Origin of the sequence: Segatella albensis DSM 11370 = JCM 12258 (assembly GCF_000426565.1) — a bacterium.
Classification (GTDB): domain Bacteria; phylum Bacteroidota; class Bacteroidia; order Bacteroidales; family Bacteroidaceae; genus Prevotella; species Prevotella albensis.
This window is the reverse complement of record NZ_AUFP01000005.1, coordinates 239,817-266,616: the sequence shown is the minus strand read 5'-3', so window position 1 is coordinate 266,616 and position 26,800 is coordinate 239,817. Positions and strand designations below refer to the sequence as shown.

Below are 26,800 nucleotides of genomic sequence, written 5' to 3'. Positions count from 1 at the left end.
CGGGAGAGTAGGTAACCGCCTCCTTTTAAATCAAGCCTCGATTACGAAAGTATTCGGGGCTTTTTTCGTTTCATATAACTCGGGATATTGCTGGGCTATAGAGGAGAAAAGTCATGCTCAGGCTTCTTCATGATAAAAGCCTGCCAGTTTTTCTTTCTGACAGGCCTATATATGTAGCTCATATTTTGAGAATTTCCGTGCACCGGGTCGGATGCTTCCAAATTCGCGAATTATGGAACTCTATTCGCTGGGATTGGGAATGCTTATATTCTATTAAAGAATTATCTTGTCTTTTTGAATACCAAAGTCTTAGGCATTTTTATCCATTTACGATTTCTTGCAATTTTTATGGTACTTCCTTTTTCTTGAGTTAAAGTGTATGTACCATCTGGATTACATGTCAAAGTTGCCTCTAGATCTTCACTTCCATAATCGTTGATGATTTCTATTTGAGCATTCCTTTTATTAACTATTTTTGCTGATGTAAATAACCATTTCCTACCATCGTGTATATCACCAAAGAAGCCTGCTATCTTGCCGAATATTTCTTGATGTGGTACTAGAATGTCATTTTTATAGAAGTTCATATCTATATAAACTTCATATTCATTGTTGTACAAATGTCCTTTGAAAGTTGTACTATCTGCTTGTGCAAAGCCTTTTAGAGCCATAAATAACAGGCCCATTATAATTATGTTTTTTCTCATATTTCTTTGTATTATGTTTTTTGTGCAAATATAAACTATTTGCATCAAGAAATATTCTGTTTTTTGAAAAATGTTGTCTTCAAAGTTGCATTTTTAGTAATTTTATGTTACCTTTGCGCTGGTTACATGTTTGATTAGGGAGGGAGAACTATGTATTTTCCAGACTATATATTTGAAACAAGTTGGGAGGTTTGCAATAAAGTAGGAGGTATTTATACAGTACTTTCTACCAAAGCAAAAACTCTACACGATAAATTGAAAGATCATATTATCTTTCTAGGGCCTAATTGTTGGGAGAATGAGACTTGTCCATATTTTATAGAAGATAGTAGTCTCTTTTCTGATTGGGTTACGAAGACACGTGAACAAGGATTAGAGTTAAAGGTAGGAAGATGGGATATTCCAGGAAGACCTTTAGCTTTTATTGTTGGTTACAAGTCCTTTTTTAATAAAAAGAATGAAATATACGGTCGTCTATGGGAGGATTTCCAAGTAGATAGTTTACATGCTTATGGTGATTATGATGATAGTGCAATGTTTGCTTATGCTACAGCCAAGGTTGTAGAGAGTTTTTATGATTTCTATCATCTTAATGGTAAAAAAGTAATATTTCATGCCAATGAGTGGCAAACAGGTTTTGCTGCTCTATTCTTACAAAAAATGGTTCCATCTATTGCGTCCATATTTACAACTCATGCAACTTGTATTGGACGAAGTATTGCTGGAAACAATAAGCCTTTATATGATTATCTATTCGCCTATAATGGAGATCAAATGGCGCGGGAGTTGAATATGGAGAGTAAGCATTCTATTGAAAAACAAACAGCATTTCATGTAGATTGCTTTACCACGGTTAGTGATATTACAGCCAACGAATGTAAGGAATTATTGGATAAATCTGTAGACTATGTCTTACCAAATGGTTTTGAAAATAATTTTGTTCCTAAGGGCGATTCTTTTACAAAGCATAGAGAAAGTGCTCGTAAACGTTGTTTTGCGATTGCGAATGCTTTGATAGGACAAGAGTTTTCTGATGAGAACACCTTGATTATATCAACAAGTGGACGTTATGAATTTCGTAATAAAGGAGTTGATGTTTTTATCGAATCTATGAATCGTTTGAAACGTTCTAAAGATTTGGGTAAGAAGATACTTGCTTTTATAGAAGTTCCAGGTTGGGTAGGTTCACCTCGTCAGGATTTAATAGATAGATTAAATTCAAATAAAAAAATCACAACTCCACTTGAGGTTCCTGAAATTACTCATTGGTTGAATAATATGAGTCAAGACAATGTTCTTGGCATGTTGAAATATCTAGATTTCCATAATGCCACAGATGATGTTGTAAAACTCATATTTTTACCATGCTATCTTACAGGTGATGATGGTATTGTGAATATGACATATTATGACGTGGTGTTGGGTAATGACTTATGTATTTATCCTTCATACTATGAGCCTTGGGGATATACACCCTTAGAAGCGATAGCCTTTAAGGTACCTTGTATTACTACAGATTTAGCAGGTTTTGGCTTATGGGCTAATTCTGTGAAAGGAGGTTATAGTGAGATAGAGGATGGAGTGAAAGTTATCCATCGTACAGATTATAATTATTCAGAGGTAGCAGATGTTATCAAAGATACAGTTATAAAATATTCCAATATGAATGCTGATGAAATTAATCAGTGTCGTAGTAATGCTGAAACTTTATCAGAGAAAGCATTATGGGAGAATTTTATCAAGCACTATGAGAAAGCCTATGACTATGCTTTGCGTGCTTCAGAGAAGAGAAACGAAAATTGATTAGAATATATATAAACTATTTGAATTATGAAAATTAAAGCTGATTATGCCAATGCTCCTCTTTGGAAGGAGTTGACCGTTAAATCACGTCTTCCAGAGCAGTTGAAGTGCCTTGACGAACTAGCTCATAATATGTGGTGGGCTTGGAATTACGAAGCTCGTAACATGTTTAAAAGTCTTGACGAGAAACTTTATGAAGAAGTGGGACACAATCCAGTTCTGCTTCTAGAGCGTCTCAGTTACGATCGTAAGGAGGAAATTGTGAAGGATAAGGCAATGATGAAGACTGTTAATGAAGTCTATAAGTTGTTTCGTCAATATATGGATGAAAAACCTAATGCAGAGCGTCCTTCTGTTGCATATTTCTCTATGGAATATGGATTAAACCAAGTATTGAAGATATATTCAGGAGGTTTAGGAATGTTAGCAGGAGACTATTTGAAGGAGGCTTCAGATAGTAATGTAGACATGTGTGCAGTAGGTTTCTTGTATCGTTATGGCTATTTCACTCAATCTTTGAGTATGGATGGTCAGCAGATAGCAAATTACGAAGCACAGAATTTTAATTCATTGCCTATAGAACGAGTTGTAGATGAGAAAGGAAATCCTGTTGTCGTAGATGTACCATATATAAATTATCAAGTTCACGCCTATGTATGGCAGGTAAATGTCGGTCGAATTAAGTTGTATTTGTTGGATACAGACAACGAGATGAACTCAGAATTCGATAAGCCTATTACTCATGCTCTCTATGGTGGTGATTGGGAAAACCGCTTAAAGCAAGAAATCCTGTTAGGTATTGGTGGTATACTTGCCTTAAAGAAACTTGGAATCAAAAAAGACATTTATCATTGTAATGAGGGACATGCAGCATTGTGTAATTTGCAGCGTCTTTGTGACTATGTAGATGGTGGACTTACATTTAATCAAGCATTAGAATTGGTTCGTGCTTCTTCTCTTTACACTGTCCACACCCCAGTTCCTGCTGGTCATGATTATTTTGATGAAGCACTCTTTGGAAAATATATGGGTGGTTATCCAGCCAAACTAGGCATCTCATGGGACGAGTTTATTGGTATGGGTCGTCAGAATCCTGATGATCATGGAGAAAGGTTCTGTATGTCAACCTTTGCATGTAACACTTGCCAAGAAGTAAATGGTGTAAGTAAATTGCATGGTTGGGTTTCTCAGAAAATGTTTGCTCCTATATGGAATGGATATTTCCCAGAGGAGAATCATGTAGGTTATGTTACCAATGGAGTACATTTCCCAACATGGACAGCAACAGAGTGGCGTAAGCTTTATGATAAGTATTTCGACAAGAACTTTATGCACGATCAAAGTAATGAAAAGATCTGGCATGCGATATACAACGTTTCTGACGATGAGATTTGGAATACCCGCTTGACACTTAAGAAGAAATTGGTAGACTATATTCGTGAGAAGTTTACACAGACATGGTTGCGTAATCAAGGAGATCCAGCTCGCGTAATGACTTTGTTAGAGCGTATCAATCCTAATGCATTGATGATAGGATTCTGTCGCCGTTTTGCCACTTATAAGCGTGCCCATCTTCTATTTACAGATCTAGACCGTCTCAATAAGATCGTTAATAATCCAGAGCGTCCAGTTCTGTTCTTCTTCTCTGGTAAAGCTCATCCTGCAGATGGTGCCGGACAAGGACTGATAAAGAGAATTTATGAGATCAGTCAGCGTCCAGAGTTCCTTGGAAAGATTATCTTCCTGGAAGATTATGATATGCAGTTGGCACGTCGTCTAGTATCAGGTGTAGATATTTGGATGAACACCCCAACCCGTCCTCTTGAGGCATCTGGTACATCAGGTGAGAAAGCCGAGATGAACGGAGTTGTTAACCTGTCAGTTCTTGATGGATGGTGGGTAGAAGGTTATCGTGAAGGTGCTGGATGGGCATTACCACAGAAGCGTACCTACGAGAATCAAGGTTACCAAGATGCACTTGATGCCGCTACTATCTATAATTTATTGGAGAATGACATCATTCCAATGTATTATAACAAGGGTGATAAATCATATAGCCCTGATTGGATAAAGGTAGTGAAGAATTCTATTGCAACTATTGCTCCACATTATACGATGAAGCGTCTGTTGGATGATTATTACGATAAGTTCTATATCAAGGAAGCTAAGCGTTTCAAAGAACTTTCTGCAAATGACAATCGTTTGGCTAAGGATATCGCTCTTTGGAAAGAGACCGTTGCAGAGCGATGGGATTCTATCCACGTAGTAGATAAGGATACACAAGTACTAGAAACAGGTGGAGAGACTGGAGTAAAATACACAGTCAAGTATGTTATTGATGAGCAAGGTCTTGATGATGCAGTCGGCTTGGAATTGGTAACGTTGAAACCTGCAAGCGATCCTTCTGATCATGAAATCTATAGTGTCCATCAGTTTAAGGTTATAGGTCATGAAGGTAACAATTATACCTTTGAAACAGAAGTAGAACCAGATAAGGCAGGATCATTCCGTACATGTGTCCGTATGTATCCTAAGAACAAGAATCTTCCACATCGTCAGGATTTCTGCTACGTGAAGTGGTTAGACTAAAAATAGTATGAGACATATTTGGTAAAACAAATATGTCTCATATAAGTCAGCATATATGTAAATGCTCTTATATCAACGAATTGCGCATTAACCGGTAGAAAAGTGATGTTGCTGATGTATAATTTCAACGCTACCCGAAGCGAGTACAAGTACAAGGGCACGGGCGCTGTTAATGCAGAAAAGAACAGACTATAAAACCACTATCAAGATGAATAGGAAAACTATCATCATCACACTGCTCGCTCTCGTCGCTATTATGGGCTGGGCACAGACAATAAATTCATATCTGTCCTTTATCCAAAAGCAGTCGGTGAGACCATTCGATTATATTACTCAGAAGATAAAGGATTATAATGTGGTAGCATTGGGCGAGGACCATTGGATAAAAGATCACATGCTATTCTTGGCTGATTACCTCAACCATGCTGCAAACGATACAACGTTTCACATTGACGCGCTGGCTTGGGAAAGCGGTAATAGCATTGACCAGAAAGAGGCCGACACGCTAATGATGTCGAAAACCTTTCGTGAGGACTTGGCACTGCAGATTCTCCGTGATGCACCTGACACATACGGCTGGCCGTACAAGGAAGCAATGGAGGACATCAAGGCCTTGTGGCATTACAACAGAGCGCAAGGCAAGTTCTCCCGTCTGCTCTTACTTGACCCACCTTATATGTTGCAATTTTTGGATGGTGACAAATACGAATACACGCTGAGCCGCGACCAGTCAACAGCCAACAAAATTGCGGGATACGTTGGCCAGAACAAGAAGGTACTTTACTATGCAGGATCTTCACATACACAGCGTCAGTTCCATTGTGCCTATAATGCGAAGTCTGGAATGTATCATGTACAGGCAACGGCTGGGAAGATTCTTTCTGTTCTCTATCCTAACAGGTTTTTCTCTATTAAACTCTGGGGTGGGCTGATGGGCAGTAATGGCTATATTCCTGTAACTGATGAATTCCGTTGGGAACGTTGTAGCGATGGGTTGGCAGATGATGCATTCCGTTTGAATGGCGACCATCCTGTTGCTTTCGACATCGTTGGCAGTCCATTTGCAAGCATTAAAGTCTCGGACTTCTTCCATTTCATCTATACAGAGCAGATGTTGAGTAAGACGAACGGGAGTCCTTATTATGAAGCAGAAACAATGGGCGACCGCATCGACGGCATTGTATTCTTTCGTCCTGTCAGTGAGTTCTCCACTCCTCACATGGAGCCAAAACTTTTCGATGATAGTTTTGTTAAGCGTATCAGCAAACGTACTAAAGGCGAGGTGAAAACACGCAACGATGTCTATCAATATATCAAGAAAGGACATCCGACATTGGCAGAAGAGGTCGAAAAGTATATTAAATAGGAACAAAGAATAATGAACAAGAAAACTATCATTACCGTAGAGTTCGCCTTATTCACTAAGGAAATGCAGGGATGCTAATGATGACGAGAAAAGGAGCTATTCATGATAGATTAGGAATATTAAATTCAGATAAAAAAAAGACCGACATTAATGATGCCGGTCTTTTTTTTGTTATATATGAATTTATTATACGATATATTGAGAAGAGATACTCTCATTGTTGACAACGCGTTTGATAGTTTCAGCGAACATATCAGCAACGCTCAATTGTTTAACCTTAGAACAACGTTGTGTATAAGGAATAGAATCTGTGAAAACAATCTCCTCAAGGTCAGACTCCTGAACACGTTCAGAAGCAGGACCACTCATAACGCAGTGAGAAGCACATGCACGGACGCTTAAAGCACCAGCTTCTTTCATGATATTGGCAGCTTTTGTGATAGTACCAGCTGTGTCAACCATATCATCGATGATAACGACATTCTTACCTTTTACATCACCAATAATCTGCATACTAGCTACAACATTTGCACGAGCACGAGTCTTATTGCATAATACCAATGGGCAACCCAGATATTTTGCATAAGTGTTAGCACGCTTACTACCGCCGACATCAGGAGATGCAATTACTAGATCTTTGAGGTGAAGAGACTGAAGATAAGGTAAGATTACACCAGATGCATAAAGATGATCTACAGGAACATTGAAGAATCCCTGAATCTGATCAGCATGTAAATCCATAGTAATCACGCGGTCGATACCAGCTACACTTAGAAGATCGGCAACAAGTTTTGCACCAATACTAACTCTTGGCTTATCCTTACGATCCTGTCGTGCCCAACCGAAGTAAGGGATTACAGCGATGATGTTTCGTGCAGAAGCACGTTTTGCAGCATCAATCATAAGTAAGAGCTCCATGAGGTTGTCTGAATTAGGGAATGTACTCTGTACCAAGAAGACATCGCGTCCGCGAATAGATTCTTCATATGATACAGCGAATTCGCCATCAGAGAATTTAGTTACTACCAAATTACCTAATGGGCATCCTAAACTTGCGCAGATTTTTTCTGCAAGGTATCTCGTGTTAGTTCCTGAGAATACCAAAAAAGAGTTGTTATCACTCATTTTACTTAGCGTTTATATTTAATATAATAGTATATCCTTTTATCCTACTGCTTTTCTCAATTTTTCGAAGTGAGCTATCAACTCTTTGAAATCTGATTCATGATGAATGTCAAATCTGTTCCATAGGTCACCACAGATTACAACACCTCCGAACCCTAAATCTTTAGCTAATTTGATGTTATCAATGCTCATACCACCAAGCGCATAAACCTTCTTGTCGATAAGTCCGTTTTTAGCGGCTTCTTCAAGTTGGTTCATATTAAAGTTCGACTTCTCATCCTTGAATTCTATACAATCGAAAATGTTTTTAAGAAATATATAGTTGGATTTTTTCTTTAAATCCTTTATTTGTTCTATCTGAGTACAGGTTCGGCTGATTTTCCCCTTATAAGAATCCGGTATGGAATCAGAAGGGTTATCAATATGTATACCGGCTAAATTATATTCCTGTCTTAAATAAAAATGATCGTGAACTGTAATTTTTCGATAGTAGTCTTCAGGTAATAAAGATAACAAGCGCTCACAATACATCGGTGTCGATCCCGGTTTGTATAAGTGCAAGTTATCCATACCCTCATCAAAGAGAGATGTCAGTATTTTGTCTTCTTCCACAAAGAATGTGGATTTAGTCATTATTACTAATTTCATCTGTCTATTTGTCTTTCCTTTTGCAAAAGTATGAAATTTATCTGGAATTTACAATGTTATCCGAAATAAAAAGCTAACTTTGTGGCAAAAATTAGTTTTAATCAAGTATGAGCGTAAATTTGGATACTTTTGATGGCATCAAGCAGCCAATATATATATTAGAGGAATCAAAACTTAGAGATAATCTACAATTAATAAGAAGTGTAGCTCTTCGTTCAGACGTTGAGATTATTCTGGCTTTCAAGGCTTATGCGTTGTGGAAGACCTTTCCGATTTTCAGAGAATATATCAATGCCACCACCGCAAGTTCCCTGTGTGAGGCTAAGTTGGCTCTTGAAGAGTTTGGCAGTAAGGCACATACATTCTCACCTGCATATAACGATTTCGAGATAGATGAGATAGCCAAGTGTTCCAGTCATCTAACTTTTAATTCCCTTACACAATATGAGCGTTATCATGAAAGGGCTCGTCGACAGAATTCGCAAATAAGTTTTGGAATCCGAGTGAATCCCGAGTATTCCGAGGTGGGTACGGATCTGTATAATCCTTGTGCTCCTGGCACAAGATTTGGCGTGCTAGCCGAAGATCTTCCGTCAGTGTTACCTTCTGATATAGAAGGCTTTCATTGCCATTGTCATTGTGAGAGTGGCTCTGACGTGTTTGCCCGAACCTTGAAACATATAGAGGATAAATTCTCGGGATGGTTCGATCAAATAAAGTGGATAAATTTCGGAGGCGGTCATCTGATGACAAGAAAAGACTATGATATAGAACTTCTGGTAAAAACCCTTCATGATTTCCATGCCAGATATCCACATCTCCATGTCATACTTGAACCCGGAAGTGCCTTTGGATGGCAAACAGGACCTCTTGTCTCTCATGTCGTTGATATCGTAGAAAATCATGGTATCCGAACGGCCATACTTGACGTGAGTTTCACTTGTCATATGCCAGACTGTTTGGAGATGCCATATCATCCAGTAGTCAGAGGGGCGAAGACCTTGGAAGACTATGAGGAGGACTTGAAACAAGGTCGTACTCAGAGACTTCCGAATGTTTATCGATTAGGTGGTAATTCTTGTCTTAGCGGAGATTTCATGAGCAGTTGGCAATTTGACCATGAACTGGAGATCGGGGAAAATATCATCTTTGAAGATATGCTACATTACACTACGGTGAAGACAACAACTTTTAATGGCATCAGTCATCCTGCGATTGGAATTGCGCATATGGATGGAGAATTGGAGATTTTACGAACTTATCATTATGAAGATTACAAGGGTCGAATGGATTAAGCCAATTAGAGTGCAGTAAAAGGGTAATTTACGAAGTTAACTGCATCAGCCAGTGTAGTTAACTTCGTAAGCCTGCGCAGTTAACTTCGTAGGCTCACATAGTTAACTATGTAACGTTACGCAGTTAACTTCGCAAATTAACGTAGATGATACCGAAGGATTTGTTGCCCCTTTTATTTATAATAAGGTGTAGAAATGAAAATACATATTTTTTTGAAAAAAAACCTTCGAAAAATTTGCAGGCTCAGAAAAAAGTGTTACCTTTGCACTCGCATTTAGGGAAATGCTCCTAATTATTTAGGAAATTATGCGGCAATAGCTCAGTTGGTAGAGCACGACCTTGCCAAGGTCGGGGTCGCGAGTTCGAGTCTCGTTTGCCGCTCAACATTCTGAATAAAGCCAAGAGAATCTTCTCAACTGCCCAGGTGGCGGAATTGGTAGACGCGCACGTTTCAGGTGCGTGTGTTTCACGACGTGCAGGTTCGAGTCCTGTTCTGGGCACATTTATTCAGAATGACGTACATGTTGGAGAGGTGGCGGAATTGGTAGACGCGCTACTTTGAGGGGGTAGTGATAATTGCATCGTGGGAGTTCGAGTCTCCTCCTCTTCACACATTTATTTTTTTAGAAAACACATCATTATGCGGCAATAGCTCAGTTGGTAGAGCACGACCTTGCCAAGGTCGGGGTCGCGAGTTCGAGTCTCGTTTGCCGCTCTCTATTATTTTTAGGAAAACATTTTTTTTCATGAATTTATATATTAGATATTTTGATAAAGAGGCATTGGTTTCTGATGCTGATGGTGCAATAGATTTCCTAAGTGATATTCCTGAAATTGGTTTGGATGAAGATTTAGCAGAAGATATTCGTGAATATGCTGCTAGTGATGTATTCTATCCAAAGCGATACAAGGTACGTCCTCGTGTTTATTTTATCATTATCAAAACTACGGCAAAGAGTATGCTTGAATTTAAAGAGAAAAAGGCAGTTCGTCCTGTTGATGAAGAACGTCGTGATTCAAGCATTTCTGTTGTTACCAAGTTGAATGAAGAAGTCCCAGGATGGTATGAAGGCGAATTGGATTTCAAGCGCGTTGTGATGATACCAGCCACGGGAAAACATGAATATCGTGACACTCATTTTGCAGTTCAGTGCAAGGCTATGTCTGGGCAGGATTGTTATGATCGTATTGTAGATTACTTGCGCAGTCATGTAGATAGTCGCAGTCAGTTCCCATCAGCCAAAGGAAAGAATTTCCATTTCAAGTATTTGGGAATGTGGAAATAAACTTTAATGCTATTTTACTATGAATAAAGTAATGCTTATTGGTAATGTCGGTAAAGAACCCGATGTGAGATATTATGAAGCTAATCAAGCTGTGGCTCAATTGTCTCTTGCTACAACAGAGCGTGGCTATACGCTCCAGAATGGAACACAAGTGCCAGATCACACCGATTGGCATAATCTAGTGTTCTATCATAAGATGGCACAGATCGTAGAACGCTATGTCCATAAAGGCGATAAACTCTATATAGAGGGTAGAATAAGGTATCGTTCTTATGATGATAAGCAAGGGCGTCGTCATTATGTTACTGAGATCGTAGTAGAAAATATGGAAATGTTATCTCCTAAGAGCCAGAACTCGGCGCCGACAGATACTGGTAATAAATCATCAGAACAACCTTCGTCCGAGCAATCTTCTGACGATACGGCATTACCGTTTTAATTGTCTTTAAATCTTGAATATATATATATTACAACAGATATCTTCACTTATAGAATTCCGACCGATTTCTATAGGTGTATTTGTAGCAGCTATTTTGGCTGCTATTCTGCTTTTATTGTCGGGTTTTGCAAGTGGGGCAGAAATTGCTTATTTCAGTTTGTCACCTCAAGACATAGAGGATCTTTCTCCTGAGAAGAGTCAGAACGATCGGCTTATCAAAATTTTGCGCGAAGATTCAGAACGTACATTAGCCACTATCTTGATCACGAATAATTTTGTCAATGTGACCATTATTATGTTGTGCAATTTTGTTCTTGATTCATTGACGGTATTCCATTCCGAGTGGTTCAAGTTTTTCTGTTTCACGGTACTACTTACCTTCCTTCTTCTACTTTTTGGTGAGATCATGCCTAAAGTCTATAGTCGTCAGAATCCGTTGACTTTTTGTAGAAGATCCGTTAATGGAATATTCTTTTTCCGTAAGTTGTTTTGGCCTTTGAGCAGCATTCTTTTGAAGAGTGGGGTGATAGCAGAGAAGGCAGCTCCTAAGGAAAAACGCCTGTTGAGTGTTGATGATCTGGAACAAGCTTTGGAACTTACCGACAAGGAAGAAATCAAGGATGAGCAGAGTATGCTTCAAGGCATCATACGATTTGGTGATGAAACAGCGAAAGAAGTGATGACCAGTCGACAGGATATTGTAGATTTAGATATTAAGAGTACTTATCAAGAAGTATTGACATGTATTGCAGAAAACAATTATAGCCGTATTCCGGTTTATCAAAATAATACAGACAATATTCGTGGCATCCTCTATATTAAGGATTTACTGCCACATCTTAGCAAAGGTTCTAACTTCAGATGGCAGAGCTTGATACGTCCTCCTTATTTTGTTCCTGAGACAAAGAAAATAGACGATTTGCTTCGCGAATTCCAGAATAACAAAGTGCATATAGCAATTGTTGTGGACGAGTTTGGCGGTACAAGTGGCATTGTTACTCTTGAAGACATCCTTGAGGAGATTGTTGGTGAAATCAATGATGAGTTTGACGAAGAAGAAAAGTTCTATTCCAAACTCAACTATAATACGTTTGTTTTTGAAGGTAAGACACTTCTTTGTGATTTCTGTAAGATATTAAATGTAGATGATGATGAGTTTGCTGATGTAGAAGGCGAAGCTGACACCCTTGCAGGATTACTTCTTGAAATCAAAGGTGATTTCCCAAGTTTACATGAGAAAATAGACTATAAGCATTATACCTTTGAAGTAATGGAGATAGAAGAACGTAGAATCAGTAAAGTGAAAGTTACCGTTCATCCTCTTCCTAAATCAGATACTAAAGTATAGCATCATGGCTTTGATATCTATTCAGAAAATCTCTGATGACGTCCTGTTAGGACTTTGGCGAATAGAGGAAACTATCGAAGAATTCTATTCCCGTTATCCATTCTTGCAAGTATATAGAAAAGAACTTGATGAGAAATACAAATTCGAAGGTCGTCAGAAGGAATATCTTTCTATTCGCGCACTTCTCTTTGAGATGACCCATGATGAAAAACTGCGTATTGATCATCTGCCATCAGGTAAGCCCACACTTAAAGGATGGCAACTTAGTATCAGTCATACTAAAGGTTTTGCGGTGTTGATACTTTCCCAGACCCGTCCTGTTGCCGTCGATATAGAATATCTTAGCGACCGCGTTAACAAGATAGCGCATAAGTTTATTCGTCCTGATGAAACTGCTGTTGATACTATGTCCCGACTTATTCATTGGAGCGTTAAAGAGACGGTCTATAAATATTTTTCTGACGAAGACTTACAATATTTTGAAATGCGCCTTCAAGATGTTACTTCTGATAAATGTAAAGTTGAGAATCTGAAGACAAAAAAAACTGTTGAAGCCAAATTTGTCATCAACAGTTCTTATGTATTGAGTTATCTTTATTAGAGTATACCTTTTGAAGAAGGTAACTCATAGTGATAAATGTCTCTTCTTACAGCCATTTTCAGACTTCGTGCCAGAGCTTTGAAGATACCCTCGATTTTGTGATGCTCGTTCACGCCTTCAGCCTTAATGTTCAGATTCATCTTAGCAGCGTCACTTAGACTCTTAAAGAAATGCATGAACATTTCAGTAGGCATCTCGCCAATTTTCTCACGCTTGAATTCTGCATCCCATATAAGCCAAGGTCTTCCGCCAAAGTCTAAAGCAACTTGGCAAAGACAATCATCCATAGGTAAACAATAGCCGTAGCGCTCAATGCCACGTTTGTCACCCAATGCCTTCAGAATGCATTCACCCAATGCTATTCCGGTATCTTCGATTGTATGATGCTCATCAACTTCTAGATCGCCCTTGGTGTGAATCTTAAGATCCATCATACCATGTTTGCCAATTTGTTCTAACATATGGTCGAAGAATCCCAAACCTGTAGAGATATCACATTTTCCAGAGCCGTCCAAGTTCAGACGGATGTCAATATCAGTTTCTTTTGTGGTGCGTTTCACCTCAGCGATTCTTTCGCCAGCAAACAAAATCTCAGCGATTTTATCCCATGTCATACCGTCTTGTCCTAGGATGAGGGCTTTACATCCGAGATTCTTTGCCAACTCAGCATCACTTTCTCGATCACCAATTACATAACTGTTTTCTAAGTCATATTCTGGGTTGTCGATAAATTTTTTGAGCATGCCTGTTCCAGGCTTACGCATAGGTGAGTTGTCTTCTGGGAAGTGACGGTCGATAAACTGTTCATCAAAAGTTATTCCTTCACCTTCTAATGTCTGTATCACGAATTTGTGTACAGGCCAAAAAGTGTCTTCTGGGAAGGAGTCGGTTCCTAATCCGTCCTGATTGCTTACCATCACGAACTTGAAGTCAAGGTGTGAACGAATAAACCCCAGATTACGGAATACACCGTTTGTAAATTTTAGTTTTTCGAATGAGTCAATTTGTTCATCTTCAGGTTCCTCAATGAGCGTTCCATCTCGGTCGATGAATAATACTTTAGTTGGTTTCATGATTTAATTTTATCTTCTCTTGTTCTTGTTTCTCGGCCGAACCGTAATATAGATAAAGCGCTACGATTTCCCATGTCGCGAATATTACGAAAACGAACCAAGTAATAGTGAATACCACAAACATCAAACCGACAAAGTAGTTCGGGAGTCCTACAGGGTCACCAAGATATGCTCCTATTTGAGCATAGATCTGCGATAAACTCAGAACGATGGCAGGTAAAGCTACGATTGCCATAAGGCACGCGATAATTAGCGAACTTAGCAGTAGAATCGTTAACAAGCCACCAAAGTGCCTAACTCCTAAAACAATATAATGTCCGATGTGTTTGATTTTTCTGATGATGTTTCGAGTCTTGCATTGATGTACCCATCTAAGAATGGAAAGTACCAGAAATAGTGCAGATACAAAACATCCTAGGTAAACGATGGTTTGTATAATCCACGAACTCAAAGGATACTCAATGCCCCAATCACGCAAAGCTAGAAAGGGTAGATGGAAGATCGTAGTGATACTGGCGAAAATTGAGAATACTAATGCTGCAATCCAATTTTGGCGCAAGGCACTCCTCCAGTGATGAGTGAGGATCTCCAAAGCATCACTCATGCATGCCTTAAAACTTCTGTGTTTATATATATCAATTTCCATTTCTTCTGAATTCTGAACAAGTTATTGCTGTTGCTATAGCCACATTTAAACTGTCGGCAGTAGCTTTACCTTCTGGATAATTTGGAATCAGTAACCGATGATTTACCTTTTCTGCAATGGCAGGCGAGATACCTTTGCCCTCATTACCCATGATAATGATACCATTTGCAGTAAGATCCTTTTGATATATATTATCACCATCCAAGAAGGTTCCGTATATAGGGATTTCTGTTGATAAAGTATTAAGGTATTCCTTTAGATTTAGGTAAGTAACCTTTACTCTGGCAATACTTCCCATAGTGGCCTGTACAACCTTAGGATTATAGATGTCTGCCGTATCTTCAGAGCATAGAATGGTATCAATGCCAAACCAGTCGGCAATTCGGATGATTGTACCCAAATTGCCAGGATCTTGCACTCCATCGAGCGCCAGAATCAATGATTTTGCAGGATCTGTGATATGATTGCCACCATTCTGTCGGAATATCGCCAATACTTGTTGTGGATGCTGTAAGAAACTTACCTTTCTGAGTTCATTCTCATCTACCTCAATAACTTCAGTATTAATCAAGTACTGTTGGTTGTTTGCCAACCATTCGTGAGTAGCGATGACCATTTCGGCAGATGCCAATTCTAGCAAATCGCCCACCACTTTAGGGCCTTCTGCTACGAAGACACCGTCCTTTTTACGATTCTTCTTCAACTCTAGTGAGTGAATGTATTTTATCTTAGCTTTACTAATCATTATGTCTGCAAAGTTAATAAAAAGATGATAGATGCGTAAAAATCTCCAATCTTTTTATTACCTTTGCCCCATAAATTTAAGGATTTTGAAGATATTTAAACTTATCATATTCGTATTTTTACTATTGCTTAGTGCTTGTACGGTTACAAAATTTGTACCCCAGAAGCAATATTTGTTAGACCGAGTAGATATTAAATCTGATCAACGAGGATTTGATGCCGCTAGTCTTGCACCCTATATTCATCAAAAGGCAAACTCTAAATGGTTCTCGATGTTTAGAATACCATTGGCAGTTTATTCCGCTTCCGGTCGTGACACCTCTCGATGGATTAATCGTAGGTTACAGAAAATAGGGGAGAAACCGGTTATTTTTGATACCTTACAAGCTCGTCTCTCGTGCCAGGACCTGCGCACCGCTCTACAGAATCTCGGATACATGCATGCGTCTGTTTCTTTTAATGCCAAAGTGCGTGGTAAGAAACTTCGTGCTATATATACTTTGCATCCCAATGAACCTTTTTATATTGGAGCTGTCAACTACGATATTCAGGATGATAGCATTGCCCGGTTGATGAACAATTCCTATAAGATGGGATTGCGTGCTGGTATGCAGTTTACTGTAAATACGCTCAACGAAGAGCGTAAGCGTCTCACTGAGTTCTTGCAGAATCATGGATATTTCAAGTTTCATAAAGATTTTATCCAGTATACTGCCGATTCTATAAAGGGTAGCAATAAAGTGCAGATAGGATTACACCTATATAAATATAGATTGGGTACAGATTCTGCAGAGACCCTTCATCCTCGGTACAAGATTGGTCAAGTCAATTTCCTTAGCGGTGATTCAGATCGTATTCATTTGCGTCATCATGTACTTGAAGTGAATACAGATATCAAACCTTCATACGAATATAGAGCCCGTGACCTCCAGACTACTTATAATAATTTCAGTCGCCTTCAGGCCGTAAGGTACACTAATATTCGCTTTATAGAGCACCCCGATACAAACCTTCTTGACTGTAATATCCAAATCAGTACCAATAAACCTTCTACAATTTCTTTTCAGCCAGAAGGTACCAATACGGCAGGTGATCTTGGTGCAGCAGCTTCGCTCACCTATACCAATCGTAATCTTTTTCGAGGTAGTGAACAGTTTAGTGTCGCTTTGCGTGGCGCATTCGAGGCTATTACCAGACTTGAAGGGTATTCCGATCGAAACTATCAAGAATATTCTATAGAAACTAAACTCGCTTTCCCTCAATTTGTTGCACCTTTCCTGTCGACAACATTCCGTCATCGGCAGATGGCAACTTCTGAGCTTGCTGTGAGTTGGAACTTTCAGAATCGTCCGGAGTTTTATCGTCGAGTATTTTCTACAGCTTGGCGTTATCGTTGGGCAGAACCTCGACATCATCTTAACTATCGCTTCGATTTGCTCGATTTGAATTATGTTTATATGCCATGGATATCGGAAACTTTCAAACACGATTACCTTGACAGCGTAAGTAATAGAAATGCGATCTTGCGTTACAATTATGAAGACCTCTTTATAATGAAGATTGGTTTTGGATTGACTTATTCTGATGGCGTGAATGCTTTCCGTGCTAATGTCGAGACTGCAGGCAATCTACTCAATGCAGTGGCTAAATCATTTCATTTCAGACAGAATGCGATAGGGCAGAATACCTTTCTTAATATAGCCTATGCGCAGTATGCTAAATTTGATTTCTATTATACGCGTCTTCTTCAGTTTGACCTTCGTAATGCTCTCGCGATGCATATGGGATTTGGCTTGGCTTATCCTTATGGCAACAGTACTGTGCTACCTTTTGAGAAACGTTATTTCTCTGGCGGTGCTAACTCGGTAAGAGGATGGGGTGTGCGAGAATTAGGTCCTGGTAGCTATCGAGGCACCGATGGACGTATTGATTTTATCAATCATACGGGTGATTTGAAACTTGATATGAATATCGAATATCGTACCTATCTGTTCTGGAAACTTCATGGCGCTGCCTTCGTTGATGCCGGTAATATCTGGACTTTGAGAGATTATGCTAACCAACCGGGGGGAAAGTTCTATTTCAGAGAATTTTATAAGCAGATAGCTGTGGCTTATGGACTGGGATTACGACTCAATTTCGATTATTTTATTCTACGATTAGATATGGGAATGAAGGCTATTAACCCAGCTTATACGGATAAAGATTCACATTACCCATTCCTTCATCCAAGTTTGAAGCGAGACCTTAATCTTCACTTCGCAGTAGGCTTGCCATTCTAACCTTCCAATGTCCACTTCTCCGGCGCATATCTAAAAGAAATTTCGCCTCATTTATTTTTCTGCAAGCATTGCCGATGGTGTCCATTCTCAAATAGTTGTGTACGGTAATACCAACTTGGGCAATACTGTCATTGTCGGCAAAGTTTATGTTGTCGATATCTGCGCTGGCCCCTTCAGTCTGTGCCCTAAGACTATCAATGTCAGCTTGATGAACCTGTGAAGCGGCATATCTGAGCCATATTTCCGATTCTGGTGTACAATATGGTAAAGCTTCCTCAAAATGCCAGTTGAAATATTTCGTGGCAAAAGCATTTACTGTTGCCTCGATGTTCCTTTCATCACTTGTGTGGAAATAGTTACATGATGTAAAGAATAGCGCGATAATACCGATATATACTAATTTCTTCATCTTAAAAAGATTAAATTTCTGACAAAGGTAACAAAAACTTTGGTAATGCTAATCTTTTTTTTTACTTTTGCATAAAATAGAAACTTAAAATGCTAAGATTTATATCCTTCGGCAGCGGAAGTAGCGGAAACTGCTATTATTTATATACCGAAACAGACTCATTGCTAATCGATGTCGGAGTAGGAATCAGAACTTTGAAGAAACACTTCCATAACTATGGACTGCGCTTCGATAATATTCATCGTATTCTCATCACTCATGATCATGCCGACCATGTGAAATCGGTAGGAAGTATTAGCAGTGAATATCAATTGCCTGTTTATACTACCCGTAAAGTTCATGACGGTATTGAGCGTAATTATTGTGTGCGCAAGAAAATTCAAGCTAATGAGGTACATGTCATTGAGGCTGGAAAATCTTTCCACGCGGGGGAATTTCGTATCACTCCTTTTCATGTACCCCATGATAGTTCCGACAATGTGGGCTACAAGATAGAATATGGTGGTATCGTATTCTGTATGATGACTGATGTGGGACATCTCACAGAAGAGATGCTCCAATATATCAGTGAAGCCAACTATCTAGTAATAGAGGCTAATCATGACAGAGAGATGCTCCTTCGTGGTCCGTATCCTGAATATCTCAAACAGCGTATTACTGGTCCTAACGGTCATCTGAGTAACGATGAGTGTGCGAAGGCTCTTGCCGAACATGCTACTCCGGAATTGCATCATGTGTGGCTTTGCCATCTTAGCGAAGAGAATAATCATCCAGAACTGGCGCGTAAGACCATTGAACAAGTGCTGAAAAGTTATGGAATTGTGCCTGGTAAGGACTTTGAGCTTGATGTACTTAAACGTAAAACACCAAGTGAGATTTATAAATTAGAGTAATCTAGTAATAAAAGAAAATGAGAAAGAATATTCTTCGTGTAGCCTTCGTGGCTTTCGCATTGATGTGTGGAGCTCAAGCTCATGCACAGGTAAGTTTGGGCGATGTGCTCAGTAGTGCCGCTCAAGCTATGTCTGGCGACAATGCATCATCTACTAAGAGTGCTATTACAAGTATCTTTAATAGCAAGAAGGTAGCCACTGCTGATAAGTTAGTGGGAACTTGGAGTTATCAAGAGCCAGCTATTGTCTTGTCTGACGCTAATGTGTTTAAAAATCTAGGTGGCAAGATTGCTTCGGCTGCCATTGAGAAAAAGTTGCAGAATCAGTTCAATAAAATAGGACTCTCTAAAGGACGTATGCAGATGACCTTCTACAAGAATGGTAATTTTGCACAGCAAGTGGGTACAAAGAAAGCAACAGGTACTTACAAGGTAGAAGGGCAGCATTTGATACTCACCTATATGGGAGGAGCTGGTCAGTTCTCGTGTATTTCTCAGATTGATGGCAAAGACTTGTTGATCGTGATGGATGCCAGTAAACTGCTTAAGTATGCCAAAACAGTAGGTGCCCTTACCGGAAATAGCACAGCAAATACACTTGGTTCTATTTTGAGCGGTTATGATGGATTACAATGCGGATTAAAACTGGTTAGAATAGTTAATAAAAATTAATCTGTTGATTTTTAAGGAATTAAAGAAAAGATTTCAAATAAAAACATGTAAATTTGCACCCGCATTCACGAGTTGGATGCATAAAATTCAAACCTAATTAAATTATATTAAAATGGCAACAAAAATCAGATTGCAGCGTGGCGGTCGTAAGAGCTATGCTTTCTATCGTATCGTAATCGCTGACGTTAACTCACCACGTGATGGTAAATTTACTGAGAAGATTGGTACTTACAATCCTAACACCAATCCTGCTACTGTAGATTTGAATTTCGATCGCGCACTTTACTGGGTAGAGTGTGGTGCACAGCCTACAGACACTGTTCGTAACATTCTTAAGGGCGAAGGTGTTTATATGATGAAGCATCTTCGTGGTGGTGTCAAGAAGGGTTCATTCGATGAGGCTGAGGCTCAGAAGCGTTTCGACGCTTGGAAAGCTTCTAAGGATCAGAAGAATGTAGCTGTTCGCGATGCAGAGACACAGGCTAAGAAGGATGCTGCTGCAAAGGAACTCGAGGCTGAAAAGAAGATTAATGAAGCAATTGCAAAGAAGGTAGCTGAGAAGAAGGCTGCTGAGGCTGCTGCTAAGGCAGAGGCTGAAGCTGCTAAGGCTGCTGAAGAGGCTGCACCTGCAGAGGGTGAGGCTGAGGCACCAGCTGAGGCTTAATCTTCAGATTAGTTTGCTTAAGGCAGACTATAAAAGGTATGGTCACGATAATTCATTGCTTGGGTTATCGTGACTTTTCTGTTTGTATACATCTGCGGAAAAGATAAATGTTTGATTTTCTAGAAGTTATAATCAGATGGATTCCAAATGATATCTGGGTTATGCTTTTATTCTGGCAACTGCAAAATATAAATAGAAAATTTGCCATTTCGATTTTTTGATGTATCTTTGCAATATGATAGATACAAGCGCATTTCAAGGTAAAAAGGCCGCATATTACACATTAGGCTGTAAGCTAAATTTCTCAGAGACTTCTACTTTCGCAAAGGCACTTCAGGAAATGGGAGTGGTGACGGCAGAGAAGGGTGAGAAAGCAGATATTTGTCTGATCAATACTTGTTCGGTAACAGATGTTGCTGATCAGAAATGCAGACACGTGATACATCATATGGTACGAGAAAATCCAGGAGCTTTTGTTGTTGTTACAGGATGTTATGCTCAATTGAAACCAGAAACAATTTCTAAGATTGATGGTGTGGATTTGGTATTGGGTAGTAATGAAAAAGCTAATCTAGTACAATATTTGAATGATGCATGGACATCATCTCTGCAAAAGGGTACTGAGGAGAAAGACCATTTACATGAGTTCCATCGTGTGAAAACTAAGGATATCAAGACCTTCCAGCCTTCATGCTCTCGTGGTAATCGTACGAGGTATTTCTTAAAAGTACAGGATGGATGTAATTACTTCTGTACATATTGTACCATACCATATGCTCGTGGCTTTTCAAGAAATCCAAGTATAGCATCATTGGTGGAACAGGCTGAACAGGCAGCTTCAGAGGGCGGTAAGGAAATCGTTCTCACGGGTGTCAATATTGGAGACTTTGGCGAAACTACTCATGAGAAATTCATCGACCTTGTAAAGGCTCTTGATCAAGTTAAAGGAATCGAAAGATTCCGAATTTCTAGTTTGGAACCTGATCTTTGTAGCGATGAACTTATCGAATATTGCGCACAGAGTCGTGCTTTTATGCCACATTTCCATATACCATTACAGAGTGGTAGTGATGAAGTGTTGAAGTTAATGCATCGTCGTTATGATACTGCACTCTTTGCCCATAAGATAAATCTCATCAAAGAGAAAATGCCGGATGCCTTTATCGGAGTAGATGTCATGGTAGGCTGTAGAGGAGAGAAACCGGAATATTTTGAGAATTGCTATGATTTCCTTAATTCTCTTCCTGTTACCCAGTTACACGTATTCCCTTATAGTGAACGTCCAGGTACGAGTGCTTTGTCTATTCCGTATGTTGTGACAGATCAGGAGCGTAAAAAACGTAGTCATAGACTCTTGGAATTGAGTGAACATAAGACACAAGATTTCTATGCTCAGTATATTGGTCAGGAGGCCGAAGTACTCTTCGAGAAAGCAAGTAAAGGAAAGGCTATGCATGGCTTTACCAAAAACTACATACGAGTAGAACTTTCTCCAAAAGAGGCACGTGAGGAATATGACAACGAAATCATTCGTGTGAAACTAGTTGGATTCAATCATGATAAATCGGCTTTGAAATGTGAAATCATCCGATAGAGATGGATAAAGTTGCTATTGTTATATTAAATTGGAATGGAAAGAAGATGCTTGAGAAGTATCTTCCTAGTGTGATAGAGTACTCTCTTTCTGATGCTTCTGTTTGGGTAGCTGATAATGCCTCGACAGATGGTAGTATGCATATGTTGGAGACCTGTTATCCACAGATTAAGACCTTAGTATTTGAGCAGAACTATGGTTTCGCAGAGGGATATAATAAAGCCTTCGAACATATAGAAGCTGAATATTATATCTTGTTGAATAGCGATGTTGAAGTAACTCCTCATTGGTTGAATCCTTTAATTAAATATATGGATTCGCATCCAGAAGTTGCAGCATGCCAACCTAAACTCCTTTCGGAGTATGATAAGGACAGTTTTGAGTATGCTGGTGCATCAGGAGGATTTATAGATAAATATGGTTACCCATTCTGTAGAGGGCGTATCTTCGATGTAGTAGAAAAGGATTCAGGACAGTATGATGATATTGTTGACATAACATGGGCGACAGGAGCTTGCCTGATGATTAGGTCAAAAGATTATCATGAGGTTGGGGGCTTGGACGGAAGATTCTTTGCTCATAATGAAGAGATTGATTTATGTTGGCGGTTGAATTTGATGGGACGCAGAATAGTGTGTATTCCAGAAAGTAAAGCGTATCATGTTGGAGGTGGAACTTTGCCTAAGGCAAATCCAATGAAGACCTACTTGAACTTCCGTAATAATCTGACGATGTTATATAAGAATCTCCCAGATAGAGAACTGAAGCATGTTATGAGAGTAAGATATTTTCTTGATTATATCGCTGCATTCGAAACCTTAATATTGAATGGAAACCTGGGGAATTTTAAAGCTATCTTTAAGGCTCGTAAGGCTTTTAGAAAATGGAAAGAAGAGTTCAGGAAAGATCGCTTGAGAATACAAAGTCATCGTATGGATAAGGGGATTGATTGTAGAAAAAGATATTCAATCTTATGGCAGTATTATGCCAAGGGGCATAAAAAATATAATCAGTTACCTCTTTAATAGTGCGACAGTGATGTTGTCAAATAGCAATAAAGGAATTTGGATAATAAATATTATAAAGATTTCGGAAGTTGGATAAGGGAACAGTTTCCTTATCGAGTGCAGAAAATTTCTATTGATGCAGGTTTTTCTTGTCCTAATCGGGATGGTAGGATTTCGTCGGGTGGTTGTATATATTGCGATAATCGGACATTCAATCCTAGTTATTGTCATCGCCATGAGTCAATTTCTATGCAGTTGGAGAAAGGAAAGGAATTCTTCGGGCGTAAGTACCCGGATATGAAATATCTTGCTTATTTCCAGGCCTATACCAATACTTATGCTCCTCTTTCAGACTTAAAAAGGATGTATGAAGAAGCTTTAGGAGTAGAAGATGTCGTTGGTATTGTGATAGGGACGCGTCCTGATTGTGTTAGTGATGAGTTGTTGGATTATCTTGCAGAGTTAAATAAGAGAACCTTTGTACTGATAGAATATGGTATAGAAAGTGCTAATGATGAGACTCTACTTAGAATCAATCGTGGACATAATTTTGAATGTTGCAGGTTAGCTGTTGAGAAAGCTCATAATCGTGGCTTGCTTACAGGAGGACATATCATATTAGGTTTACCAGGGGAAGATGCTGAAGAAAGTCTTCGACAGGCTCCGATTATTTCTTCTTTGCCACTTGATATCCTTAAGATTCATCAGATGCAGATTATTCGGGGTACCAAACTTGCTCAGGAATACGAAGCGCATCCTTTTCATGTTTATACCGTAGAAGAATATATAGATTTGATAGTTGCCTATATTGGGAAATTACGTAAAGACTTAGTATTAGAGCGATTTGTCAGTCAGTCACCACCAGAATTGCTGATTGCCCCAAAGTGGGGACTGAAGAATTATGAATTTACCAATATTTTGAATAATAAACTAAAAGAGGTATATGGGGATAAATAAATACACCTGTTGGTTAACCCCAACAAGGTGTATTTATTTGTTCTTTAATATATATTCTTTGTTTTGATCTTTTAAGCTTACTCCTTGTGCAGTGTCTTTTCCGAGCCAATCATCGATGAGCATCCTTGCAATGCTTAGTGGCTCTGGTATTGTGGGCAAATTTTCACGGGTAAACCATGCACCTTGGGTCAGTTCTTCTTTCTGTATGTGAATATCGCCAGAAACATAATCAGCATGATAGCCTATCATGATTCCACTTGGATATGGCCATGGTTGACTGCCAAAGTATCTTAGGTTTGTAATATTGATGCCTGTTTCTTCCATAACTTCACGATGTACAGCTTGTTCTAAGGTTTCGCCAGTTTCAACAAATCCGGCCACCAATCCATAGAATTTAGACCTGTAGTTTTTCCCTCTTACGAGTAAAACTTCATCTCCTTTGTGTATCAAAGTTATAACAGCAGTTGCTAATTGCGGCCAAACTTCTTTTCCACAATTCGTGCATCGCTTGGAAATTTCTGTATGCATTTTCATAGGGGCTCCACAGACACCACAGAATTGAGTGTTGGTATCCCAATAGATAAGTTCCTGACATTTGCCGGCCTTATCATATAAATCTGTAGGTAACTTATAATACGATTGTCGAAGAGGGCATTGTTCTAATTGCTCTTTTTTAATATTGCAATTATCAGCAATCTGTAATCCTTCTGAAGGGTTATCAATACGGAGAGTTCTTACTTCTGTACCATCCTCCATAGGGGAGGTACTCATGATGTGAGTCCATGGATGAATTTTAATAGGGCATTCCTCGCTAAGAGGAATAGTATAATTCTGCTCATCTTGTTTGATGAGCAGAATGTCCGTTTTGCAAAAAATAAACCAATATGTCATTGTTATTTAGCTTTAGGGAAAAGTATTTTATAGTCTCTTTCTGCAGCAGGCTTTGTCCAAGCTTCTGGGATAAATTTCCAGTTGTGGTTAGGTTGGGGATTAACGGTTCCCATCTTTTCGATTTCCATCATCAAGTAATATCGTTGGTCACGTTCTGATCTCCAGATGATACGACTCTCTAAGCTGTCTCTTGGTATTCCTGCGCCACGGGTTAGTAACTCTCCGCCACCATTACCGCGGTAACTGTTTATAGCAACTTTGTACCATGCTTTTTCATCGAAAGGTTTACCATTACTCATTCTTAGGATCTTTACTTTCTCGCCATTAGGTTTGGTGACATCTACGACATAGTCGATTCCGGCAGCAGAGTCGAAATTAAAGGTAAAGTTCTTAAAACCAGTATGTTGGTTGTCTCCCTTGTTCAAATCAAGTAGCAAAAGATGATCCTCTGGAGATTTCATAGTGTTCACCCATAAATCATAACTCATTTCCAGATGTTTTCTGATTTCTTCACCAGTGAGTTTCATGACATATAATTGATTCTCGAATTTGTAGAGATTGAACATATCGCTAACTCTTACATCTCCAGCATCGATCTTAGAATCAAAGTTTAATGGGGCATTAAAGGAAATGTCAGCCCCTGTAATCTGAAGTTGAAGGTTGAGAATGAAATCGGTGAAGGCACAGTTGCCAAAGAAACTCTCACGAGTATAAATAGGAGTCTCAAAACTACCAATCTTCTTGTTTACGAAATCATTAACCTTTTTGATTTGGGGCTTGAAGTAATCCATAAACTTCTGATCAATAGGTTGCGAGGTGATGTCAACGAGTTTACCATTTACATCAACATTTCCATCCTTTATTGTAATTTCTGCATCAGCGACAGAGATAGCATTGTTTGCTGGGTCTAAGCATACGACCTTTTGTCCTGCATTATTCGTTATTGTTTCACAGTGGCGTGTATGATCATGCCCAAAAAGAATCAAGTTGAATCCAGGAACCTCCTTAGCTACTTTTATAGAAGCATCTTCAACATAGTCTGGTGTTTCTATACCACCTTTCTCTCCACTGTGGAAAAGACCAATAATGACATTAGGCTTCTCGTTTTTTCTGAGGTAGTCTATCCAGTACTTTGCACAACTTACCATATCTTGGAATCTTAGTCCTTTCCAGATGTTTTCCTGTAGCCAGTTAGGGATAGCTGGTGTGATCATACCCAATATTGCAACCTTCACTCCATTACGTTCTATGATTTTATATGGTGGAAGATAAGGCTTATTTGTCTTATTGTCGATAATATTAGCACCAAGCATTGGACATTTCACTTCCTTGATCCATTTATCGTATACAGCATGACCTGTTTCTACATCATGGTTTCCCATTGTTTCAGCATCATACTTCATATAGTTGATGATATCTGCTGCTATATTCGTACTTGTTGTATCCACATAATTATAATAATAGCATGTAGGTTGTCCTTGTAGAATATCACCATTGTCTAATAGGATCAGATTCCTTCCGTATTTTTTACGCAAGCTCTTTACATAGCTATTCACTCTGGCCAAGGAACCAGGTTTGTCAGTACGATTGATAAAATCATAGGGAAAGAAACTACCGTGAACGTCACTAGTTTCGATGATACGCAGTTTGACAGTCTTTTGTGCCATGATAGGTACATTTAAAATAAGTGCCATAAATAGCACAGAAATGAACTTTTTCATATTAATATGTCTATTTTATTGCAAAGATACAAAAGATGGT

At 39.0% G+C, this 26,800-nt stretch carries 24 protein-coding genes and 4 tRNA genes; 19 read left to right on the top strand and 9 right to left on the bottom strand.

The window, feature by feature from the left end; translation table 11 throughout:
* Positions 1–281: 281 nt before the first annotated feature.
* The gene (locus K333_RS0104170; protein ID WP_024989404.1) at positions 282–707 is read right to left on the bottom strand and encodes a hypothetical protein; all 426 of its coding nucleotides are present in this window, start codon (positions 705–707) and stop codon (positions 282–284) included.
* A gap of 150 nt (positions 708–857) precedes the next feature.
* Here K333_RS0104170 and K333_RS0104165 point away from each other — a divergent pair, with 150 nt between their 5' ends.
* The 3 genes from K333_RS0104165 to K333_RS0104155 all read left to right on the top strand — a co-directional run bounded on the left by K333_RS0104165 (position 858) and on the right by K333_RS0104155 (position 6,465).
* Complete coding sequence (locus K333_RS0104165; RefSeq protein ID WP_024989403.1) at positions 858–2,510, top strand: glycogen/starch synthase; 1,653 nt, start codon at positions 858–860, stop codon at positions 2,508–2,510.
* Positions 2,511–2,537: 27 nt separating this feature from the next.
* Positions 2,538–5,099: an alpha-glucan family phosphorylase gene (gene glgP / locus K333_RS0104160; RefSeq protein ID WP_024989402.1), complete on the top strand. Its 2,562-nt coding sequence runs from the start codon at positions 2,538–2,540 to the stop codon at positions 5,097–5,099.
* Between the two features lie 172 nt (positions 5,100–5,271).
* Positions 5,272–6,465, top strand: a complete 1,194-nt coding sequence (locus K333_RS0104155; RefSeq protein ID WP_024989401.1) for a hypothetical protein — start codon at positions 5,272–5,274, stop codon at positions 6,463–6,465.
* A 186-nt stretch (positions 6,466–6,651) separates the two neighbouring features.
* Here the strand turns inward: K333_RS0104155 and K333_RS0104150 are convergent, their stop codons facing one another.
* On the bottom strand, positions 6,652–7,590 hold the full coding sequence (locus tag K333_RS0104150) for a ribose-phosphate pyrophosphokinase (RefSeq protein WP_024989400.1): 939 nt from the start codon (positions 7,588–7,590) through the stop codon (positions 6,652–6,654).
* Positions 7,591–7,629: 39 nt separating this feature from the next.
* Positions 7,630–8,238, bottom strand: a complete 609-nt coding sequence (locus tag K333_RS0104145) for a thiamine phosphate synthase (RefSeq protein WP_024989399.1) — start codon at positions 8,236–8,238, stop codon at positions 7,630–7,632.
* A 107-nt stretch (positions 8,239–8,345) separates the two neighbouring features.
* On the opposite strand from K333_RS0104145, the gene nspC reads away from it, so the two are divergent.
* The 9 genes from nspC (at position 8,346) to K333_RS0104100 (ending at position 13,208) form a co-directional block, all read left to right on the top strand.
* Positions 8,346–9,533: a carboxynorspermidine decarboxylase gene (nspC, locus tag K333_RS0104140; protein ID WP_027452368.1), complete on the top strand. Its 1,188-nt coding sequence runs from the start codon at positions 8,346–8,348 to the stop codon at positions 9,531–9,533.
* Between the two features lie 309 nt (positions 9,534–9,842).
* Positions 9,843–9,915: transfer RNA gene (locus K333_RS0104135), tRNA-Gly, on the top strand.
* Positions 9,916–9,952: 37 nt separating this feature from the next.
* Positions 9,953–10,034: transfer RNA gene (locus K333_RS0104130), tRNA-Leu, on the top strand.
* A 26-nt stretch (positions 10,035–10,060) separates the two neighbouring features.
* Positions 10,061–10,144 (top strand) — tRNA-Leu (locus K333_RS0104125).
* 32 nt (positions 10,145–10,176) lie between these two features.
* Positions 10,177–10,249 (top strand) — tRNA-Gly (locus tag K333_RS0104120).
* Positions 10,250–10,280: 31 nt separating this feature from the next.
* Complete coding sequence (locus K333_RS0104115; protein ID WP_024989398.1) at positions 10,281–10,820, top strand: hypothetical protein; 540 nt, start codon at positions 10,281–10,283, stop codon at positions 10,818–10,820.
* Positions 10,821–10,839: 19 nt separating this feature from the next.
* Positions 10,840–11,259: a single-stranded DNA-binding protein gene (locus K333_RS0104110; RefSeq protein ID WP_024989397.1), complete on the top strand. Its 420-nt coding sequence runs from the start codon at positions 10,840–10,842 to the stop codon at positions 11,257–11,259.
* A 13-nt stretch (positions 11,260–11,272) separates the two neighbouring features.
* The gene (gene gldE / locus K333_RS0104105; protein WP_024989396.1) at positions 11,273–12,607 is read left to right on the top strand and encodes a gliding motility-associated protein GldE; all 1,335 of its coding nucleotides are present in this window, start codon (positions 11,273–11,275) and stop codon (positions 12,605–12,607) included.
* Between the two features lie 4 nt (positions 12,608–12,611).
* The gene (locus tag K333_RS0104100; protein WP_024989395.1) at positions 12,612–13,208 is read left to right on the top strand and encodes a 4'-phosphopantetheinyl transferase family protein; all 597 of its coding nucleotides are present in this window, start codon (positions 12,612–12,614) and stop codon (positions 13,206–13,208) included.
* Here the strand turns inward: K333_RS0104100 and hisB are convergent.
* Genes hisB through K333_RS0104085 form a run of 3 tightly spaced genes read right to left on the bottom strand, consistent with a single transcriptional unit; the run spans position 13,205 to position 15,672 of the window.
* A complete protein-coding gene (hisB, locus tag K333_RS0104095) occupies positions 13,205–14,281 on the bottom strand; it encodes a bifunctional histidinol-phosphatase/imidazoleglycerol-phosphate dehydratase HisB (RefSeq protein ID WP_027452366.1) in 1,077 nt (358 codons plus the stop codon). The genes K333_RS0104100 and hisB overlap by 4 nt on opposite strands.
* Complete coding sequence (locus K333_RS0104090) at positions 14,268–14,927, bottom strand: hypothetical protein (RefSeq protein ID WP_024989394.1); 660 nt, start codon at positions 14,925–14,927, stop codon at positions 14,268–14,270. Before K333_RS0104090 ends, hisB begins: the two co-directional genes overlap by 14 nt.
* Positions 14,917–15,672: an RNA methyltransferase gene (locus tag K333_RS0104085; RefSeq protein ID WP_024989393.1), complete on the bottom strand. Its 756-nt coding sequence runs from the start codon at positions 15,670–15,672 to the stop codon at positions 14,917–14,919. The genes K333_RS0104090 and K333_RS0104085 overlap by 11 nt, the downstream gene beginning before the upstream one ends.
* A 31-nt stretch (positions 15,673–15,703) precedes the next feature.
* Here K333_RS0104085 and tamL point away from each other — a divergent pair, with 31 nt between their 5' ends.
* Positions 15,704–17,953 carry a translocation and assembly module lipoprotein TamL gene (tamL, locus tag K333_RS0104080; RefSeq protein WP_024989392.1) on the top strand — a complete coding sequence of 750 codons (2,250 nt, stop codon included), beginning with the start codon at positions 15,704–15,706 and terminating at the stop codon, positions 17,951–17,953.
* Here tamL and K333_RS0104075 read toward each other — a convergent pair.
* Complete coding sequence (locus K333_RS0104075) at positions 17,919–18,362, bottom strand: hypothetical protein (protein ID WP_024989391.1); 444 nt, start codon at positions 18,360–18,362, stop codon at positions 17,919–17,921. The two genes, tamL and K333_RS0104075, sit on opposite strands and share 35 nt — an antisense overlap.
* Positions 18,363–18,451: 89 nt before the next feature.
* On the opposite strand from K333_RS0104075, the gene K333_RS0104070 reads away from it, so the two are divergent.
* The 6 genes from K333_RS0104070 (at position 18,452) to K333_RS0104040 (ending at position 24,148) form a co-directional block, all read left to right on the top strand.
* Positions 18,452–19,255, top strand: coding sequence for an MBL fold metallo-hydrolase (locus K333_RS0104070; RefSeq protein WP_024989390.1), 804 nt, complete (start codon positions 18,452–18,454; stop codon positions 19,253–19,255).
* A 17-nt stretch (positions 19,256–19,272) separates the two neighbouring features.
* Positions 19,273–19,926 (top strand): lipocalin-like domain-containing protein, encoded by a 654-nt coding sequence (locus K333_RS0104065; protein ID WP_024989389.1) that lies wholly within the window; start codon positions 19,273–19,275, stop codon positions 19,924–19,926.
* Positions 19,927–20,038: 112 nt separating this feature from the next.
* On the top strand, positions 20,039–20,590 hold the full coding sequence (locus K333_RS0104060; protein ID WP_024989388.1) for a 30S ribosomal protein S16: 552 nt from the start codon (positions 20,039–20,041) through the stop codon (positions 20,588–20,590).
* Positions 20,591–20,825: 235 nt separating this feature from the next.
* The gene (gene mtaB, locus K333_RS0104050; RefSeq protein ID WP_024989387.1) at positions 20,826–22,184 is read left to right on the top strand and encodes a tRNA (N(6)-L-threonylcarbamoyladenosine(37)-C(2))-methylthiotransferase MtaB; all 1,359 of its coding nucleotides are present in this window, start codon (positions 20,826–20,828) and stop codon (positions 22,182–22,184) included.
* 2 nt (positions 22,185–22,186) lie between these two features.
* A complete protein-coding gene (locus tag K333_RS0104045; protein ID WP_024989386.1) occupies positions 22,187–23,209 on the top strand; it encodes a glycosyltransferase family 2 protein in 1,023 nt (340 codons plus the stop codon).
* A 39-nt stretch (positions 23,210–23,248) separates the two neighbouring features.
* Positions 23,249–24,148, top strand: a complete 900-nt coding sequence (locus K333_RS0104040) for a TIGR01212 family radical SAM protein (protein WP_024989385.1) — start codon at positions 23,249–23,251, stop codon at positions 24,146–24,148.
* A gap of 33 nt (positions 24,149–24,181) precedes the next feature.
* On the opposite strand, the gene nudC is transcribed toward K333_RS0104040, so the two are convergent.
* Positions 24,182–25,039: an NAD(+) diphosphatase gene (gene nudC, locus K333_RS11895; protein WP_051230865.1), complete on the bottom strand. Its 858-nt coding sequence runs from the start codon at positions 25,037–25,039 to the stop codon at positions 24,182–24,184.
* A 2-nt stretch (positions 25,040–25,041) separates the two neighbouring features.
* Positions 25,042–26,760 carry a bifunctional metallophosphatase/5'-nucleotidase gene (locus K333_RS0104030; protein ID WP_024989383.1) on the bottom strand — a complete coding sequence of 573 codons (1,719 nt, stop codon included), beginning with the start codon at positions 26,758–26,760 and terminating at the stop codon, positions 25,042–25,044.
* Between the last annotated feature and the right edge of the window lie 40 nt (positions 26,761–26,800).